Raw genomic sequence first — 18,589 nt, forward strand, 5'->3', positions numbered from 1 at the left:
CACACAAAATCGGACTGAAAATGTCTTTCGTCTTCTAGAAGTCATGGATACAAAGGGAAATCTGCTTCGATTTATTACGAATCGTTTTGATTTGAAGCCGAAAAAATCAGTGGAATTTTGCGATCTCACTGGGCTATAAAAATATGTTTCAATTGGCAAAACAACTCGTTTAAATTAAGCATTATTATGGAATGAGCGAAACAGTTATACAAAATCAAATTTTCCTAGCACTTATCACTTTAATCTACTCGTTCAATTAGAGATGAAAAGCAAATTATCACAACTGCGAATCACCCGCTGGTTAAAAGGAGCTTTTTATAAACCCTATGTTTGGATAAGAAAGCTTGATGGGCATTCAAGTTAGTAAATAAGCTTATTGTCCTTGTTACTTAGGTTTAACTCTATATTTTCACCAAATGAACAGTGCCATCTTTCTTTAGGTTTTTACTTTTGGCTCACAATTGGAGAAAGATAATTACAGAAAATTGAACTACATTTATGAAAACGTTAGTGAATCTATAACAAAATAAAATTATTAAAAATAAAATTATTAAAAATAAAATAATGATTAAACTAGGTAATAACCTATTTAACATACTTATCTCCAATTATTAAATATTAATATTCTATACATCCAGAAACTCGTATTCTTATTGTTTTTTTAAATTTCAAAGTTATATTGATCCTTAGTTAAAAATATAAAATCTTTATATTGTGAACCTGCCGAGGATTTGCTAAATTCCATTCTACCAACATAAGGTAAGGGAAACAAATTTTGTTCATAAACACGGATAGCAAGGAAGTTATCTCCTCCTCAATGTGTCATGTTAACAGTATCAGTAGCTTTATCTTTAGTCATAATTAAGTACCGATTGTTAACTAATGTGTCATACCAAAAGTAAAATTCTTAGTAGATGCAAACGCTGAAATATATTTAAAGGACATCTGTCTAACCTCATTTGCTTTTTATGTTGGAAGTCATAGCATAACAGGTTAGCGGCGATGGTTTCAATTAATTAGCATTGTTAACCATATTTATCCACATAATGTAAACCATTGATTTTGATGTTGAGCACTAAGTTTATATATTTTTTTGATATATAAAAATAATATTAAATTTCATATACTTTCAAGATAACAAAATGAAAACTTTTAAAGAAGTATCAATTAGTAGTTGAATGAAGCTGGTAAGAGAATTAAATTAAAATTCTTTAATTGAAAAATTTATTGAAATAAGGTTTTTTGTTATGTTAGTATTTAATTGTTAAATATTATTAAAGGAGATTATGGAAGATGAAAAAAATATTTCTATTGATTCCAATTTTCACCGTTTTTATTTCTAGCATTTTTCTTATCGCACCGCAAAACAAGTCGGAGGCGGCAACATCCTCATGGCAGTCGATTAAAGGTGTTTCTGGATGTCAAGTTAGAGTATGGACTGACTATACTACATATACTTCAAATGCTACTACAATCGATTCATATCTTGAAAGCAATGGTCAATGTGGAAAACTCGATTATGAAGGTATGGTAGCTCAACAAAATGGAACTGAAAACTTTCACAGTAAAACAATGTACTCAGGATATTTTTCAAATAAGACTCCCGTAAAAACTTTTAATTTAGATCAATTTACTGGTAAATTCGACGAAACTGTTAAAGATATCTATGTTTATGCTCTTGTTTGGGCGGATGGTAAAAAATCAACTACCGCAACTTCAGTTCAATCACTTCCTTTAACTGTTAATAAAAGATAATATAGAACCTTAAGAAATTGTTATTCTAGCTTTAGTTTGATTTATATCGGACTAAAGCTTTTTTAATTTTCCCTATTTGAAATTCCATACAATTTTTTGCTATGAAATGGAAAACGGTGTATTAAAAGTGGATGAGATATTTATTTTTTAAGTTTATACTGTTCAATACAAAGAATTGAATATCTAGAATCAAATATAAATATCAAAACCATGGAAACGATTTTTTAGAAATTCAAAGAAATATTTTTTACTTCATCACATAATTCGTAAAATAGACCGCATATTGTACGCTAATTAGTATTACAACTATTTTGCCACGATAGAACGATAAAGCTCGCAAACAGAATTGTCGTGTGTTTATAATAAGTGCATCATATGAACGACATTGAAACACTTTTTCGAGTTAAATAAGGGATTTGGTAGTTTTGAAGAAGGCCTCAATATCACAGCGCAATCCGCAAATTCGGATAATTTCCTATTCTGACAGGATGCGGTAAGTACTAAGAATGGCAAGCCATTGATAGATGACATGAATTGAGTATAACCAATGGCTAGTGCTTATTTTATTACTTATAAAGTTGAGGTTAAATTAAATAAAGGTATATTGTCTTTAAACAAAGGATCATCGAGCCATTGACGGTATTCCCGGTGTAAATAGATATCTCCTAAGAATATGAACCGAATCTTTTTTTATAGTAATTAATAATATTATTGCGAATTATAGAAAATATATGACACATTATCCATAACTAATTCTAAAAAATAGAGATAAACGAAACATAATAGATTTAAAATTGATGATTTTTGAAAGATGGCTAGTGAATTACAGATAAGGAATAATTTTTTTTGAAATAAAAAGAGTTTAGCCTATTGAAAATAATCGGTATGTATTTAATTGAATTGATGTAAGGTTAACTTTATTTCTACAAAAATATCAAAAAAAGTGACTAATCCTCAAAGGTAAATTATAAGATTTCTTTGAGTTAGCCATTTTTAATTTCTAATTTAAAGAATAAAAATAATCAACTAGTACTAACAAAATTTATCTTTTATAGACAATAACAGGTAATGAAGAAATTAATGTAGTTTTTGATGGATCGCTGGCTTTATAAACTAATAAAGATACATAGACTGAATCCAAAGTCATATCTATAGGAGTATTCCACTTATTTAAATTAAATGATTTAATCGGTGTCCGCTCTGAAAAATACCCACTATAACTCTCACTACTATAACTAGAAAAAGATTCAGATTGTTGAGCTCTAAATGCTTTATATTCTAAACGGCCACATTGACCATTTGTTTCCGCATACGCATCAATTGTTGTAGCACTTGAAGTATATGCGGAATAATCTGTCCATACTCTTACTTTGCAACCTGAAACCCCATATACAGATTGCCATCCAGATGTAGCGGCTTCGGCTTTTTCATTAGAAAAAGCAATTAATCCACCTGAAATAACTAATAAAAATCCGAAAAATAACTTGATAGATTTCCTCATATTTTAAACTCCTCTCTTTTATTTTCAAAATAAACAATAACAAACTAGTGGTTGGATATCAATGGGAAAATGTGAATTTTTATGAAATTTTAGATAAAATAGTTAATTGGATATAAAACTAAAGACACGGTTTATATTGAATTCTGAAGATTATAACAAATTGCACACAAGAAGTTACCCGGAAAATGGATTTATAAAAATTTTAATAATTTTGGATATTATTATATAATATTAATAATTTATCATATACAATAATAGAAAGGAAAAAATATGCAAAGGACGTGGGGAAATGGAAACGGTGAAAAAGAAAAAAAATCAATTTGTATTATTAAGAATGAACCTGTTATTTTTAATTGTCTTTTTACTGTTTTCCGTTCTTATTTTGCGATTAGGGATTGTTCAAATCGTTCATGGTGAAGATTACAAAAAGGAAATAAATAAAACAAATGATGTGGCAGTCTATAATCCTGTACCAAGAGGGCTAATTTTTGACCGCAATGGAAAGCTGATTGTAGGAAATAAACCGCTAAATGCCATTACATATACGATTCCTCAATCGGCAAAACCTGAATTGAAGCTGGAAGTGGCTCGCAAGCTGGCAAAACTAATAAATAAAGACTCTAAAGATGATTTTAAAGCGATAACAGAAAGGGATCGGAAAGATTTCTGGATTCTTACTCATCCTGATGAAGCAAAAGCTCTAATTACCGATCAAGATTTAGCAGCATTTAAAAAGGCTAATCTTGATCAAAAAGAAATTAATGCAAAAAGTTACCAGATTCAACTTAATCGAATTACCAATAAAGATATTCAGTCTTTTACAAAACAGGAATTAGAAGTATTAGCCATTTATCGTGAAATGAATGGATACGCCTTAACTACCCAAATCATTAAAAGAGATGTTACACCAAGAGAGTTTGCCGTAGTAAGTGAAAATTTAGATAAGCTTCCAGGTGTGGACACAACGATTGATTGGGACCGATTTACTGTCTTTAAAAATGAATCCGGAGATACCGTTCTTGGTTCAGTCCTTGGGAAAGTTACCTCTTCAAAAGAAGGATTGCCTAAAGAAAAAGCACAGTATTATACAGCACTCGGGTACAGTCGGAATGACCGTGTCGGAAAAAGCTATCTTGAATATCAGTATGAGGACGTACTTAAAGGGGAAAAAGAGAAAGTCCAAAATAAAACGGATAAAGAGGGAAATGTTTTAGAATTAAAAATGATTCGAAAAGGAAAAAGAGGCGATGATCTCGTTTTATCCATTGATATTGATCTTCAAAAAGCTGTAGAGAAAATTATCCAGGATAAACTTGGAAAAGCACATATTGGTCAGCCATACTTGGACCGAACGTTTGTATCCATTATGAACCCAAAAACGGGTGAGGTTTTAGCGATGGCTGGTAAACAATATGTGAAAGATAAAGAATCAGGAAAAACAGAGATTAATGATTATGCACTTGGAAATATAAATTCATCCTATTCGATGGGGTCCGCTGTAAAAGGGGCAACAGTATTGACAGGGTATCAAACAGGAGCTATTAAACCATATGATATTATTAGGGATGAGCCAATTTATTTAAAAGGAACAAATGTAAAGAAATCTTGGAATGGCAGGGGTTTTGGGGATATTAATGATCTAACCGCTTTAAAGATATCTTCCAACGTGTATATGTTCAAAACAGCTATGAAAGTTGGTGGGCAACAAACATATATTCCTAATGGTCCATTAACCATTGATAAAATGGAGGCAATTAGAAAGTTCCGCAATAACTTTGCCCAATTTGGTCTTGGGGTGAAAACAGGGATAGATTTGCCTGGTGAATCAGCAGGGTATGGTGGAGGGGTACCGCAAGAAAGTGGTAAAGTGTTGGACTTTGCAATAGGGCAATTCGATACGTATACTCCACTGCAGCTTGTACAATATATCTCTACAATTGCAAATGGCGGTTATCGAATACAACCCCATATTGTAAAAGAAATACGTGAGCCAAATGTTAAATCCGATGAGCTTGGACCCATTGTCCAAGACGTTCAACCTAAAATCTTAAATAAAATCGATATGAAAAGTGATTGGGTGAAACATGTACAACAAGGGTTAAAGATGGTAGTTAATGAACCTGGAGGAACGGGTTATTCTTATATCTATAATAAACAGTACAAAATTGCAGGGAAAACTGGTACTGCCCAAGCCGTTTATGACGGCCCTAATCGAAAGCCAAATGAATTGATTTGGACATGGAATGTAACATTTGCTGGATACGCTCCTTATGACAACCCTGAAATTGCGTTATCTGTAGTTGTTCCTTATTCCCTTACGGATAAAACACATGTCAACCTTGAAATTGCGGATGCAGTGTTTAAAGCATATTTCGATTTAAAGGAGAAAAGGGCAAAAGAAGGGTTAAGTAATGCAGAATCAACCCAAAAGGTTGAAAATATTGAGGACGCCAAGAAGGTAGAGGCTAATACAGATACTAATGAGAATGAATAAAAAGGAAGATAATCGGCAACATGCTTTGTTGCCGATTATCTTCCTTTTGTAATGGTTTTTGCAATTTCTGCAAAACTCATATTATTATTCAGTTCGTATTCTCCAATTTGAATTTTACTATGATATTGATGATCGATTAAATACTGTACAAATTTCTTGCCATCCTTTACAATTCCACCTGTTTTAAGTCTTGCCCCAATCTTATCAGGTGTCATTCCGCTTGTTATAGATAAATGATATTTAACAATTGTTTGTTTTGGATTTTCCTTTGACTGTACTTCCTTTGCCTCTTCTTTTTTGAGCTGGTTATATTTTTGTTTCCAAGTAGTTACTTCACTTTGGAGACTGTTGAGCTCGCTAATTTTAACCGATTTATACCCTTCTTTTATAGAATTTGAGTCCTTACTACTGTAAAAATGCTGATATCCCATTAATAATAAGGATGTTAATAAAAGGCCAGAAGCAAATGCTCTCGTAGTTCTTCTATCCATTATTATCTCCTCTCACATTCCTTGCATTAGCTTAGCTGTAAAATAATTTTTTGCACATCCGTTATGGGTAAAGCAGACTGCTTGGAAATTTGTTCTACATTTAAACCTTGTTTATGTAATGCAATAACCTGATTTTTTAAAATCGCATTTATTTCATTTCGCGGCGGTGAAAAAGATTGATTCTGAGATCCATTCCCGTCCATTAAAAGTTCTTCCTCCAAAACCTTCATTCGTTTTTTTAATTGATATGTTTCCTGATAAAGATTCAAAGAAAGCTCTTCCACCTCTTTTTCAACGCTAGATGTTCGGTCTTTTTGAAAAAAGGAAATAATGAATAAAAGGATGGACAGTATTAATAATAAAAAGATTAAAGAGTTCAAAATCCCACTCCTCCTCATGTACTATTTAAAGTTATATCATAAACAAATTTTCATATCTAGCATAATTAGTAGAACATATGCATAATGAAGGTGAAAAACGGACTAGCATTTCCTTAAAAAAAATGATATTATAGAAAAGTCGTATGAATAGTTGAGAATGCAATGAAGTTTGGAGGGAAAAACATGCGTGTAAATATAACATTAGCTTGCACTGAGTGCGGTGAGCGTAACTATATTTCAACAAAAAATAAACGTAATAATCCAGACCGTATTGAACTTAAAAAATACTGTCCAAGAGAAAAACGTACAACAACACACCGTGAAACAAAGTAAGCAGTAGGATATTTCCTGCTGCTTTTTTCATATAAGCAAAAAGGCGGGGGATGGGATGGAAAAGAAAGAGATTCGGAAGAAAATAGTAAGTGAGCTAAAAAAGTTAGATAAAAGCACATATGAACAACATTCTTTTGAAATTGCCAAAAAGCTTTATCAATTACCTGTTTGGAAAAAGGCAAATACCGTCGCCTTAACGATATCACGTCCGCCTGAGGTTGATACATGGCAAATCATTCGAAGTGGATGGCTGGAAGGAAAGAGAATGGTTGTTCCAAAATGCCATCCTGAAACAAAACAAATGGCGTTCAGACAAATTACTTCCTTTACACAGTTAGAATCCGTCTATTTTGGGTTATATGAACCAAAAGAAGATGAAACAGATGAAGTAAGACAACAAGAACTGGACTTAATCATCGTGCCGGGGGTAGCTTTTAATTTTTATGGTTACAGAATAGGTTTTGGTGGCGGCTACTACGATCGTTATTTACAGCATTTTAATGGAGAAACAATGTCCTTAGCATTTTCTTTACAATTATGTCAAGTGCTTCCGGTGGAAAAACATGATATCCCAGTGAAAGCTATTATGACAGAGAAGGATTATTTTAGTTTCTAGTATTAAATCATTGGATAAATCCAGATCCACTCCACATACTAAAATAAAAAGCAATGGAGGGAAAATGATTGGGTACTATCATGAAATGGATTGTTCCTTTTGTCTTAATAGCTGGTATTATAAAATACAGATATAAAATATTAAATATTGTATTTGGAAGCTACTGGATTCGGAAAGTAGCCATTCGAGCAGTAATGAGCATTCCAGGAATTCGCAACAAGTTCATGGAAAATACGTTTCGGTAAAAATATATGAAAAAATAAGATCACCTGTTGAAGCGCATATGTATTGCTTTACAGGTGGTCTATTTTTTCGTTATAGTAAATATTAATCAAATAATATAAATAAATTTCTATACTTAAAGGCGGGGAAAAGATTGAGCGGTACGCAGGACTTTTTGTTTTGGAGGCTAGCTTATTTTTTTATTGTAGAAAAAAAGTATCGTCTCATTCAAATTAGTGAAGATTACCGAGAAATTTGGTTGGAGGACACATCCAATAAAAATGCCCAAATAATAAGAATGCTTAGGTATGATCTTGATTGGGGAAATTGGTTAAAAAGGGATGCTGAGCATACATGTATCCAAGCAGAAAAGCTACGTAAACACTTCATGAAAAGAAGTCTGAACGTTTTAAACATTTATGTAAGTACATATCCACCGGTGGATGACTATCAATCAGTCCTGAAATCTCCATTGGCGATCAATAAAGGAAAGACGATTGTATATAATAGGTTAATTGAAAGCACTGATGTGGAAAATGGGATTCAACAAATCAGCAACTTTGTCCAACAGCATATTTCTATTTCACTTAAAGATCATTATGAAGAAGAGGATGTGCAGTATCTTAGGGATACTGTCTTAACAAATGCAGTTTCACGAACACAGGAAGAACAACGGCTATTTGATAATGGGAAACCGCTTTTTACATACATACTCCTCGGTATTCAAATAATTGTCTTTTTATTGCTGGAAATAACGGGTGGAAGCTCCAATATACAAAACTTAATTCGCTTTGGTGCCAAGTATAATCCATTCATTATCGAAGGACAGTGGTGGCGTTTTATTACCCCAATTTTTCTTCATATTGGCATTATCCATCTATTAATGAATTCATTAGCCCTCTATTATTTAGGCCCTACTATAGAGCGGATTTATGGACGAATACGTTTTTTGATTATATATTTAATTGCTGGGTTTACTGGAACGCTTGCGAGTTTTCTTTTTAGTAGCAGTGTTTCTGCCGGTGCAAGCGGAGCTATTTTTGGATGCTTTGGAGCATTGCTGTATTTAGGAGCCATCTATCCGAAACTTTTTTTCAGGACAATGGGTACAAATGTAATCGTGGTCATTATCATAAATTTAGTTTTTGGATACTCCGTCTCCGGTATCGATAATTTTGGCCATATCGGAGGATTGGTAGGAGGCTTTTTGGCGGCTGCAATTGTACACTTTCCTAAGAAAAAAAGACTTACTATTCAAGTGGGGGCATTCATATTAACATTAGCCATTTCTATTGGAGGATTATTCATTGGATATCACGGCGGCAATTATTCACCTCCGGATGTAGTGAATTCAGTGGCACAAAAACAAATAAATGAAGGCAATTATGATGCAGCATACGAGCTGCTTAACGAATATGTGTCAAAAAGAAAAGGGAATGCTGATACATATTTTCAGCTTTCCTATGTGGAAATTCAATTAAAGAAATATTCCGAAGCGAAGGAGCATCTAATTCAAACAATAAAAATGGAGCCGAACTTACCTAACGCACATTTTAATTTAGCTTTAGTTTATTTATATGAAGGAAATAAATCGGCGGCAAAAAAAGAAGCAGAGAAAGCTGTAAAACTTACAGATGATAAAAAATATAAGGATTTACTTAATCGAATCAACCAAATTCCGTAAAGAGTTTAAGTGATAAGCAAGAAAGCCGGTGTTCTAGGTGAAAACAGTATACGATGTTCAACAACTATTGAAACGATTTGGAATTATTATCTACGTTGGGGAAAGGGTTTTGGACCTTGAACTAATGGCAACAGAGATAAAAGAATTATATAAAATGGGGCTTATTCAAAAGGATGAATTTCAAAATGCTCTATTGATATTAAGAATGGAAATAGAGAAAGAAAAAAATCATGGGAAAGGGTGAGATGGTTGGAAGGCAAATGGATTGTAGGAGTAGATTTAGGGGGAACGAGTGTTAAGCTAGCATTTATTCAAGAGGATGGAGAGATTCTTCATAAATGGGAAATACCAACGGATAAGTCGGAGCAAGGGAAAAATATTTTACCTGATATTGCGGAGTCCATTCAAAGAAAAATGGTTGAGCTTGGAGGAACGAAAGAAAGATTAATAGGGATTGGCATGGGAGCACCGGGAGCCGTGGATAAAGAAAAAGGAATTATTTATGAAGCGGTAAACCTCGGTTGGCCGAAGAATTATCCAATTGTAAAATTGCTTAGTGATTTAAGTGGTTTGCCAGTTGAAATTGATAATGATGCAAATTGTGCAGCATTAGGGGAAATGTGGAAAGGGGCAGGGAATGGAGCAAAAAACATCGCCTGCGTAACTTTAGGAACAGGTGTAGGGGGAGGAATAATCGTTAATGGCGACATTGTCCAAGGAGTAAAAGGGGCAGCGGGTGAAATTGGCCATATTACGATTATTCCAGAAGGCGGAGCTCCTTGTAACTGCGGAAAAACGGGTTGTCTTGAAACGGTTGCTTCTGCTACAGGTATTGTCAGGGTTGCAAAAGATACTATCATCCAATATGAAGGGGAATCTTCTTTGAAGGATCTTTACATAAGTAAGGGTTCAATTGAAGCGAAAGATGTTTTTGATTGTATGAATCAAGGGGATACCTTATCCGCATCCATCATTGAACAGATTATGCTTCACTTAGGACTAGTTCTCGCAAACATCGGAAATGTGCTCAATCCTGAAAAAATTGTCATCGGTGGTGGAGTATCAAAAGCGGGAGATTTATTATTAAATCCATTACAAAAATACTTCAATCAGTTTGCTTATTCCGCTGTTTCTGCGTCAACAGAACTTGCGATTGCAACACTTGGAAATGATGCAGGCATTCTAGGAGCAGCATGGTTAGCAAAAAATAAACATTAAAGCAGTTAAGCATTTAAATAAAATGGTTGCAAGACTGGTATGAAATGTATATAAATGCCCACTATATTAATATTACAACCAGAAATAAATTCCATTGTAAGATGGAGGTTTCGATATTAATGTTTCGTAATAGCAGGGCAGGCATTTTCTTACCGGTCATTGCAACCTTTTTGCTTTGGGTAAAAACATATATAGTTTACTTGACATGCTTTCATTTCAAGCCTGCCAATATCATACAGGGGATCATATTACTTATTAATCCCATCGGTTTTTTAATGTTACTTTTTGGAGCATGTCTTTTTTTAAAAACAGTAAAAAGCCAGTTTCGTTTTATCATTTTATCGAGTTTATTTTTGTCTGTTATTTTGTATGCAAATATTGTTTTTTACCGTTTTTTTAATGACTTTATTACGATTCCCATTCTTTTTCAAACGAGTAATTTTGGGGAACTCGGGGATAGTGTTTTTGCAGAAATTAAATGGTGGGATATTCTTTTTTTCGCAGACACTTTAATGTTATTACTATTTTCAAAAAAAAGCTTATTATTTGAAAGCATTTCTCCCTTAAGAACAATAATACACCGACGCTTATATTTTTCGATTGCCTGTATTGTATTGTTTTTAAACCTTATTTTTTCGGAACTAGTAAGACCGCAGCTTTTAACAAGAACTTTTGACCGAAAGCTGCTTGTCAAAAACCTAGGTACTTATAACTATCAATTATATGATTTAATCCTCCAGTCAAAATCATCTGCTCAGAAGGCATTTGCAGATGGTACGAAATTGATAGATACGCAAAATTATATTCGAGCAAATTATGCACCTCCGAATAAAGAATTTTTTGGATTAGCAAAAGGGCGGAACTTAATCCTTGTTTCCTTGGAATCTACACAAGACTTTGTCATTCATTCGAAAATGAATGGAAAGGAAATTACACCGTTTTTAAACCAATTTATGAAAGAAAGTTATTATTTTTCTAACCTGTATCATCAAACAGGACAAGGAAAAACCTCTGATGCTGAATTTTTAGTGGAAAATTCCCTATATCCATTAAATCGAGGAGCAGTATTTTTTACACATAGCAGCAACACGTATCATTCCTTGGCTAAAAGCCTGCAAGATCATGGGTATTATACCGCTGCAATGCATGCTAATAACAAAAGCTTTTGGAATCGTAATATCATGTACAAGGCAATTGGATATCAGAAATTCTTTTCTTCCACTTCTTATACTATAACAACGGATAATTCGGTCGGATGGGGATTGAAGGATATTCCATTTTTTGAACAGTCTATAGATATAATAAAGAAACTTCCGAAGCCGTTTTATGTGAAAATGATTACACTTACCAATCACCATCCTTTTAGATTAAACGTAGAGGATAGGCTCATAGAAGAATATGATTCCAATGACTCCGTGGTAAATCGCTATTTTACGACGGTAAGATATGAAGATGAAGCGATAAAGAAATTTATTCAAAAGCTGAAGGATGAAAAACTTTATGATAAATCCATTATTGTTTTGTATGGCGATCATCATGGAATATCAGAAAATCATCAAGCTGCTATGAGTCAATATTTCGAAAAGGAAATCACCCCTTACGATACGTTTAATTTGCAAAAGATACCGCTTATCATTCATATTCCAGGAATAACAGACCATGGTAGAGGTATAACTTTTTCTAAAGTCGGAGGTCAGATTGATATAAGACCTACTTTACTACATCTAATGGGGATAAATACAAGAAATGATGTACAATTTGGCCATGACTTGCTTTCACCGTCATATAAACAACACGTCATTTTTAGAGACGGCAGATTTGTCACGGATCAATATCTTTGGACAGCAAATAGATGTTATTTGCGGAAGACTGGAACAGAAGTAGACGTAAGGCGATGCAAACCTTTTATTGGAGAAGAATCAAGAGTATTCATGTATTCAGATAAAATTATATATGGCGATCTCCTGAGATTTTACAAAGCCCGCAAATAAAGCGGGTCCTCGTTTTTATAAGGGGGGTTTGAATAATTGTCATAGTATTATAATGTTTATGAAACAATTTTAATATTTTACTTTGCTTATAATATAATGAAAATAGAAATTCGAAAAACATGTTAGCGTAGGGGGATGGAGAAATAGTGAGAAAAGATAAAAGTCTTTATTGGAAGATTCTACAATTCATCCTCCTTGTTATGTTCATGTTTTCACTTTCCGCATGTCATCATCGTGAAAATAAAATAACAACAACACACAAACAATCCACGAAATCACCCTACGATAAAGTAAAACCACTTATTATAGAAGAGGATTCCTTTCAAAAAATCGTCGGATGGTTGAATAATAATACAGTGGTATATGTAGCGGAAGATAAAAACAATACGAATATTTATCGTTATAATTTGTTGGATGGACAAAAGCATATTTTATATACTTCAGATAACCCAGTCAAAAATGTAGTAATTGCTCCAGATAAAAAGAAGCTGTTAATCCATTCTGCATCATTAACTTACATGGCAGAGATTAATGTGATAAATCTTAATGGAAAAGTTCTTTTTACAAGAAAAGTACCTTCCTATGATTTAAGCTTTGATTGGAATAATAATAATCCCGATTTGATCTTAACAACGGTCTTTTTTGAAGATTGGAGTTATCAAGTACATGTATTGGATGTTAAAAATCGCACGTTTAAAAAATATCCGGCAGCAGATCCATTTGTGAAATGGTTTAATGGAGACGGAATTCTATTTCAAGACTGGAAAGATAATGAGATGCATTTTTTTGCTCCATTACGTTCTGTTTCCTTATCCGGTTCCGATTTGGCAAAAACATTATTTCCAAGAATTTATAAGTTTGCAGCATATTCACCGTACTTAATGACGATCACTATACCAGAAAATCATAAGGACCAGGCTGTGTATCATTTTTATAATCAGGAATTAAATGAATTGTTTACTTTTGAGGTTCCACATCTTAATCAGTATGATAATTGGCTTGTGCCAAATTATGATTTCCTTCGAAATCAATTTTTGACCTTTGTTCCTAGTGAGGGTGGTTCTATCGATGAGTATAGCGGGAAGTTCCAGTTGATCCAATTTGATATTCAGAGGAAGGAGAAAAAAATGATAACGGATGAGCTGAAAAATCAACCTATCTCCCTTTCTCCAGATGGAACAATGTGTTTATACGGTAATCAATTGAATCAACTTATCAACTTGAATAATGGAAAAATAAAATCAATTGTTGAATATGAAAAAAAGGGCCCTTAAAATGAGGGCACTGAAAATCCTTCATTTTTTCAAAAGAATTAAATTGTAATATAGAAAAAGACGACATGAACATTCAAAAAGCGAATGTTGTGTCGTCTTTTTTGATTATTTTAGGGGTCTTTGCCCCATTATTTTGCATCCATTAGTTTTAGTATTCTTTTTAGATTCACAGTAAATATAGTCACGGCACCTTGTAATTCCATGCCAATTAGACCCGAGGATTCCGCAACATCGTACCCGTGTCTGTGTTTTAATTCGCTATTTTTAGCTTCTATTTTATATCGTTCTTTTGATTTTTCCTTAAAATAATCACTTTCTTGGAATTTTGCTTGTTCGGTATGATCATTTGATTTGATACTTACAGAGTAAGTCTTACTTTTCGCCCCTTCTTTATAACACCCTTCTTTGAAAGGGCATCGTTTACACTTTTCAATGTCAAAGAAGTATGTGTCCACTTGATTAGTAGCGACTCCTTTTTTTCCTCCTCGCGCTTTCCTTATAGCCATATGTCCAGCTTTACAAACATACATCCCTGCATCTTTATTGAATTCAAATTCATCTTCTTTTTTTCGAAAACCTTGTGTTACAGAAGGGTTTAACTTGGCTACTAATTTTATTTCCTTTTCTTTTGTGTATTCGATATTACCTTTTTCTGAATAGGCTGTATCACCAATAACCGTTTCAACTTTCATTCCAGCTTTGATACTTTTTTCAATCAGTGTTTCTAATTGCTTTCCATCATTCTTTTCTCCAGTCGTAACGGTTGCGGAGGTTATAATTCTTTCTTCGCACATGGCAATGTGTGTTTTATAACCAAAAAAGGATGAATCAGCGGTTTTATGACCTACTTTTGCATCTTTATCTTCGGAAATCTGTAAGTGTTCAATATCGTCGGTAACGGTTTCTTTTAAAAGGTTTAACTGCTCTTTCACCTTTGGATACTGGGTTAGGGTGTCCTCTTTTTCAATTACATCCATGAGTTTTTGACAATAGTCGATTTCATTTTCTAAGACGTCCGTTGTATTTTTAACGGGAAATTTATCTTTCATCGTTTCGTCGATGGAATAAATAGCTTTTCTTAGCTTTTTAGAGCGATCCATTAGGATTTCTCTAGGTGATTTCTGATTGTAGCGAGCTTTTGTATGGGTGGCATCCACGATAATGGATTTACTTTTGATGATTTCTTTCTCGATGGCAATTTCTACAGATTTATTAATAAGCATGTCTAATAGGTTTATATCTTTTAAACGAAGTTTTCGAAACTTCGTTAAAGAACTTGGCTCCATTACTGGCTCTTCCGGGGCCATATGAAGAAAATATTTAAAGGACATGTCGTATTTTGAACGTTCGACAACGTCAACATCAGATAAGTCATAGATGGTCTTTAATAATAAATATTTGAACATACGAATAGGGTCGATAGCGTTTCGACCATTATTATGGCAATATTTTTCCTTAAGTTCATCATAAACAAAAGAAAAATCGACCAAGTCATTTAGTCTACGTAACATATTATCCTTTGGAACAACTAAATCATAAATACCCATATAAGGACTTAGAATCATGGATTGTTGATTTTGTATCATAGTACCCACCCACTTGAAATTGATACTTATAATTATACAGCAAAAAAAGGTATAATTCCCTCAGATTATGAGGTATTATACCTTTCTCCATTAATTAGGGGGACTTTTTCAGTGCCCTCCTTAAAATTGGCCCTTTTTTTATACAGTTGCCGGATATCCAGAATTAATAACGGTCATGACTGTAAAGAATCCAAAAACCAACACTGAAAGAATTGCCCAAATAAATCCAAGCGGATTTCTATTTTTGATCGTTTTAAATACTGCGAATAAAGCTAGTAGTGTTACAAGAGCAAAGATAATTACAGTACCCATGTCTCACAAACCCCTTTCCTTTGTATGAATCTTATGTAAATAATGGCACTCTATATTATATTACATTTTCTCATAAATTTTGTCGAGTTGAAAAAGTGAAAGTTGTTTGTCATAGTTTACCCTTACATGTAAATTTCATGAATAAATTTTTCAGTCTTTTTTATTTCTCATCCTCTCATGATAGAATGGATGAAGAAGTGGAGGTTGATTTGAAATGGAATGGAAGCAAATTCCTCTTGGTCTTTTACAAACAAATTGTTATGTGCTTTACAATCAACAAAAGGATTGTATTATTATTGATCCAGGTTCGGAAGGAGACAAATTAATCACATACTTAGCAAAGGAAGAGCTACAGCCAAAGGCGATATTATTAACACATGCTCATTTTGATCATATTGGGGCAGTAGAGGTGATTCGAAAGGCTTTCAAGATTCCTGTTTATGTCCATGAAAAAGAAGCAAGTTGGTTAACTGATCCTTCTCTAAATGGGTCCCAATTATTTTTAAATGGAAGATCCATTATTGCTTCACCTGCAGATAAATTGTTAAAAGTGGAAGGTAAATTGACTATCGACGAATTTACTTTTGAAATATTTGAGACACCAGGTCATTCACCAGGTAGCGTGTCTTTTTATGTAAAAGACATAAATACTGTTTTTGCGGGTGATACCTTATTTCAAGGAAGCATTGGCAGAACTGATTTACCTGGGGGAAGTCATGAGCAATTACTAAATAGCATCGAAGAAAAATTATTGATATTGCCGGCAGAAACAAAGGTTCTTCCAGGACATGGCCCGACTACAACCATTGAAAAAGAAATTAACTTGAATCCGTTTTTAAACGGATATTAAAAAAAGACTCCATAAAAGAGTCTTTTTTTATAATTGTGCGCCCGGCATGGGTGTAGTCTCTAGGGTGAAAGTCCCGAACTGTGAAGGCAGAAGTAGCAGTTAGCTTAACGCAAGGGTGTCCGTGGTGACGCGGAATCTGAAGGAAGCGAGCGGCAAACTTCCGGTCTGAGGAACACGAACTTCATACAAGGCTAGGTATCATTGGATGAGTTTGCAATACAAAACAAAGTCCTTTCTGCCGAAGGTGATACAAAGTAAATGAAGCAGATAGATGGAAGGAAAGATTGCACTCTTACCCGGGGAGGTCTGGTTGATACGCCAAGTACACTTGGTAACCTATCTAGTAATGGATAGCTGAACAATCAGAAGTCAGCCGAAGTCGTAGTACTTGGTTTGCTCGAGAGAATCAAGGAAGGACTGAACCATTTTAGGAGAACAAACACTCGGCAAACGGTTCTTTATGTATGAAAGCAGAAAATTCTTACGGAACCTACCTGAAAGGAAGAAATGGTGAATTCCATGGGGGACTTCGGGAGGGCTTAGTAAAGAACCCACTTAATGAGAATGTATTGTTCACGTAGAAAGGATAAATCTCAATGTTAATGGAACGAATGTTGTCACGGGAAAATCTTTTATTGGCATTAAAGCGAGTAGAAAAGAACAAAGGAAGTCATGGAGTAGACAATATGTCCGTAAAAGACCTACGAAGACATATTCTCGAAACGTGGGATACACTTAAAACATCCTTAATGGAGGGTACTTATCAACCTTCTCCTGTCCGTCGGGTTGAAATCCCAAAACCGAACGGTGGAGTAAGGTTATTAGGTATCCCAACCGTGACAGACCGTTTCATCCAACAGGCGATTACTCAGATTTTAACCCCTATCTTCGACCCGACTTTTTCAACACAGAGCTATGGTTTTCGACCAAACAAACGAGGTCATGACGGTGTTAGACAAGCGAAGAAATATATCGAAGAGGGATACCGATGGGTAGTCGACATGGACTTGGAGAAATTCTTTGATAAAGTCAATCATGATAGATTAATGCGGACTCTATCCAAAAGGATTCAAGACAGAACGCTCCTATCACTAATTCGGAAGTATCTACAGTCTGGCATTATGATTAATGGAGTCATAACGAAATCCGAGGAGGGTACGCCCCAAGGTGGACCATTAAGTCCTTTACTCTCCAATATCGTTCTAGATGAACTAGACAAAGAGTTAGAAAAGAGAGGGCACAAGTTTGTCCGATACGCAGATGATTGTAATATCTACGTAAAATCGAGAAGAGCCGGAGAGCGAGTAATGGACTCGATTACTACTTTCATTGAATTTACTCTAAAACTAAAGGTGAATCGAGAAAAGTCAGCTGTAGACAGACCTTGGAAAAGAAAGTTTTTAGGTTTTAGCTTCACATTTCATAAGAAACCGAAGGTGCGGATGTCAAACCAAAGTATTCAACGTGTCAAGAAACGGATACGAGAATTAACTTCAAGGTCAAAACCAATTCCAATGGATTATAGAATAGAGAAGCTGAATCAATATTTGATTGGCTGGTGCGGATATTATGCATTAGCAGATACACCCACTATTTTCAAAGAATTAGACGAATGGATTAGAAGGCGTCTCAGAATGTGCCAATGGAAAGAATGGAAGAAACCAAAAACCAAAGTAAGAAAACTCATTGGATTAGGGATTCCAAAAGAGAAGGCATACGAATGGGGAAACTCTAGAAAGAAATATTGGAGAATAGCCAGAAGCCCAATCCTACAGAAAACCCTCACAAACTCCTATTGGGAGATGCGAGGGCTGAAGAGTCTTTATGTGAGATATTCTCAACTACGTCAGACATAAATGGAACCGCCGTATACGGAACCGTA

17 protein-coding genes and 1 pseudogene are annotated in these 18,589 nt (G+C 34.2%); 12 read left to right on the forward strand and 6 right to left on the reverse strand.

Features of this window, described 5'->3' with window-relative positions; genetic code table 11:
• Positions 1 to 1,293: 1,293 nt before the first annotated feature.
• Positions 1,294 to 1,755 carry a hypothetical protein gene (locus NSQ59_RS10280; protein WP_340831048.1) on the forward strand — a complete coding sequence of 154 codons (462 nt, stop codon included), beginning with the start codon at positions 1,294 to 1,296 and terminating at the stop codon, positions 1,753 to 1,755.
• A 293-nt stretch (positions 1,756 to 2,048) separates the two neighbouring features.
• Here the strand turns inward: NSQ59_RS10280 and NSQ59_RS27910 are convergent.
• Together NSQ59_RS27910 and NSQ59_RS10285 are read right to left on the reverse strand one after the other, a co-directional pair.
• Positions 2,049 to 2,275 (reverse strand): annotated as a pseudogene (locus tag NSQ59_RS27910) (IS4 family transposase); the annotation flags it as partial.
• Between the two features lie 522 nt (positions 2,276 to 2,797).
• Positions 2,798 to 3,256, reverse strand: a complete 459-nt coding sequence (locus tag NSQ59_RS10285) for a cell wall-binding protein (RefSeq protein WP_340831049.1) — start codon at positions 3,254 to 3,256, stop codon at positions 2,798 to 2,800.
• A 289-nt stretch (positions 3,257 to 3,545) separates the two neighbouring features.
• Here NSQ59_RS10285 and NSQ59_RS10290 point away from each other — a divergent pair, with 289 nt between their 5' ends.
• Positions 3,546 to 5,750 carry a peptidoglycan D,D-transpeptidase FtsI family protein gene (locus NSQ59_RS10290; RefSeq protein WP_340831051.1) on the forward strand — a complete coding sequence of 735 codons (2,205 nt, stop codon included), beginning with the start codon at positions 3,546 to 3,548 and terminating at the stop codon, positions 5,748 to 5,750.
• Positions 5,751 to 5,785: 35 nt separating this feature from the next.
• Here NSQ59_RS10290 and NSQ59_RS10295 read toward each other — a convergent pair whose 3' ends face one another.
• Together NSQ59_RS10295 and NSQ59_RS10300 are read right to left on the reverse strand one after the other, a co-directional pair.
• The gene (locus NSQ59_RS10295; protein ID WP_340831052.1) at positions 5,786 to 6,241 is read right to left on the reverse strand and encodes an endolytic transglycosylase MltG; all 456 of its coding nucleotides are present in this window, start codon (positions 6,239 to 6,241) and stop codon (positions 5,786 to 5,788) included.
• A gap of 26 nt (positions 6,242 to 6,267) precedes the next feature.
• Positions 6,268 to 6,621, reverse strand: coding sequence for a hypothetical protein (locus tag NSQ59_RS10300; RefSeq protein ID WP_126647720.1), 354 nt, complete (start codon positions 6,619 to 6,621; stop codon positions 6,268 to 6,270).
• A gap of 183 nt (positions 6,622 to 6,804) precedes the next feature.
• Between NSQ59_RS10300 and rpmG the strand changes: the two genes are divergently transcribed.
• The 8 genes from rpmG (at position 6,805) to NSQ59_RS10340 (ending at position 13,959) form a co-directional block, all read left to right on the forward strand.
• Positions 6,805 to 6,954, forward strand: coding sequence for a 50S ribosomal protein L33 (rpmG, locus tag NSQ59_RS10305; RefSeq protein ID WP_055739270.1), 150 nt, complete (start codon positions 6,805 to 6,807; stop codon positions 6,952 to 6,954).
• A 55-nt stretch (positions 6,955 to 7,009) separates the two neighbouring features.
• Positions 7,010 to 7,570 carry a 5-formyltetrahydrofolate cyclo-ligase gene (locus tag NSQ59_RS10310; protein WP_340831056.1) on the forward strand — a complete coding sequence of 187 codons (561 nt, stop codon included), beginning with the start codon at positions 7,010 to 7,012 and terminating at the stop codon, positions 7,568 to 7,570.
• A gap of 68 nt (positions 7,571 to 7,638) precedes the next feature.
• Entirely contained in the window at positions 7,639 to 7,815 is a 177-nt protein-coding gene (locus NSQ59_RS10315) for a hypothetical protein (RefSeq protein ID WP_161809224.1), read from the forward strand.
• Positions 7,816 to 7,946: 131 nt separating this feature from the next.
• Positions 7,947 to 9,476, forward strand: a complete 1,530-nt coding sequence (locus NSQ59_RS10320; RefSeq protein ID WP_340831059.1) for a rhomboid family intramembrane serine protease — start codon at positions 7,947 to 7,949, stop codon at positions 9,474 to 9,476.
• Positions 9,477 to 9,513: 37 nt separating this feature from the next.
• Positions 9,514 to 9,720 carry a YqgQ family protein gene (locus tag NSQ59_RS10325; RefSeq protein ID WP_055739273.1) on the forward strand — a complete coding sequence of 69 codons (207 nt, stop codon included), beginning with the start codon at positions 9,514 to 9,516 and terminating at the stop codon, positions 9,718 to 9,720.
• A gap of 5 nt (positions 9,721 to 9,725) precedes the next feature.
• A complete protein-coding gene (locus tag NSQ59_RS10330; RefSeq protein ID WP_340831061.1) occupies positions 9,726 to 10,694 on the forward strand; it encodes an ROK family glucokinase in 969 nt (322 codons plus the stop codon).
• A 119-nt stretch (positions 10,695 to 10,813) separates the two neighbouring features.
• Complete coding sequence (locus NSQ59_RS10335; protein ID WP_340831063.1) at positions 10,814 to 12,685, forward strand: LTA synthase family protein; 1,872 nt, start codon at positions 10,814 to 10,816, stop codon at positions 12,683 to 12,685.
• 146 nt (positions 12,686 to 12,831) lie between these two features.
• A complete protein-coding gene (locus tag NSQ59_RS10340) occupies positions 12,832 to 13,959 on the forward strand; it encodes a YqgU-like beta propeller domain-containing protein (RefSeq protein WP_055739276.1) in 1,128 nt (375 codons plus the stop codon).
• Between the two features lie 128 nt (positions 13,960 to 14,087).
• Here NSQ59_RS10340 and NSQ59_RS10345 read toward each other — a convergent pair whose 3' ends face one another.
• Together NSQ59_RS10345 and NSQ59_RS10350 are read right to left on the reverse strand one after the other, a co-directional pair.
• Positions 14,088 to 15,545 (reverse strand): IS1182 family transposase, encoded by a 1,458-nt coding sequence (locus tag NSQ59_RS10345; RefSeq protein ID WP_340830316.1) that lies wholly within the window; start codon positions 15,543 to 15,545, stop codon positions 14,088 to 14,090.
• 138 nt (positions 15,546 to 15,683) lie between these two features.
• On the reverse strand, positions 15,684 to 15,857 hold the full coding sequence (locus tag NSQ59_RS10350; protein WP_083489263.1) for a DUF2759 domain-containing protein: 174 nt from the start codon (positions 15,855 to 15,857) through the stop codon (positions 15,684 to 15,686).
• Between the two features lie 214 nt (positions 15,858 to 16,071).
• Here NSQ59_RS10350 and NSQ59_RS10355 point away from each other — a divergent pair, with 214 nt between their 5' ends.
• Together NSQ59_RS10355 and ltrA are read left to right on the forward strand one after the other, a co-directional pair.
• On the forward strand, positions 16,072 to 16,707 hold the full coding sequence (locus tag NSQ59_RS10355) for an MBL fold metallo-hydrolase (RefSeq protein WP_055739277.1): 636 nt from the start codon (positions 16,072 to 16,074) through the stop codon (positions 16,705 to 16,707).
• 596 nt (positions 16,708 to 17,303) lie between these two features.
• Entirely contained in the window at positions 17,304 to 18,563 is a 1,260-nt protein-coding gene (gene ltrA / locus NSQ59_RS10360) for a group II intron reverse transcriptase/maturase (protein WP_055737770.1), read from the forward strand.
• Positions 18,564 to 18,589 lie beyond the last annotated feature (26 nt).

The sequence above is a fragment of the Margalitia sp. FSL K6-0131 genome (genome assembly GCF_038008735.1).
GTDB classification, from domain to species: Bacteria; Bacillota; Bacilli; order Bacillales; family Bacillaceae_C; genus Margalitia; species Margalitia shackletonii.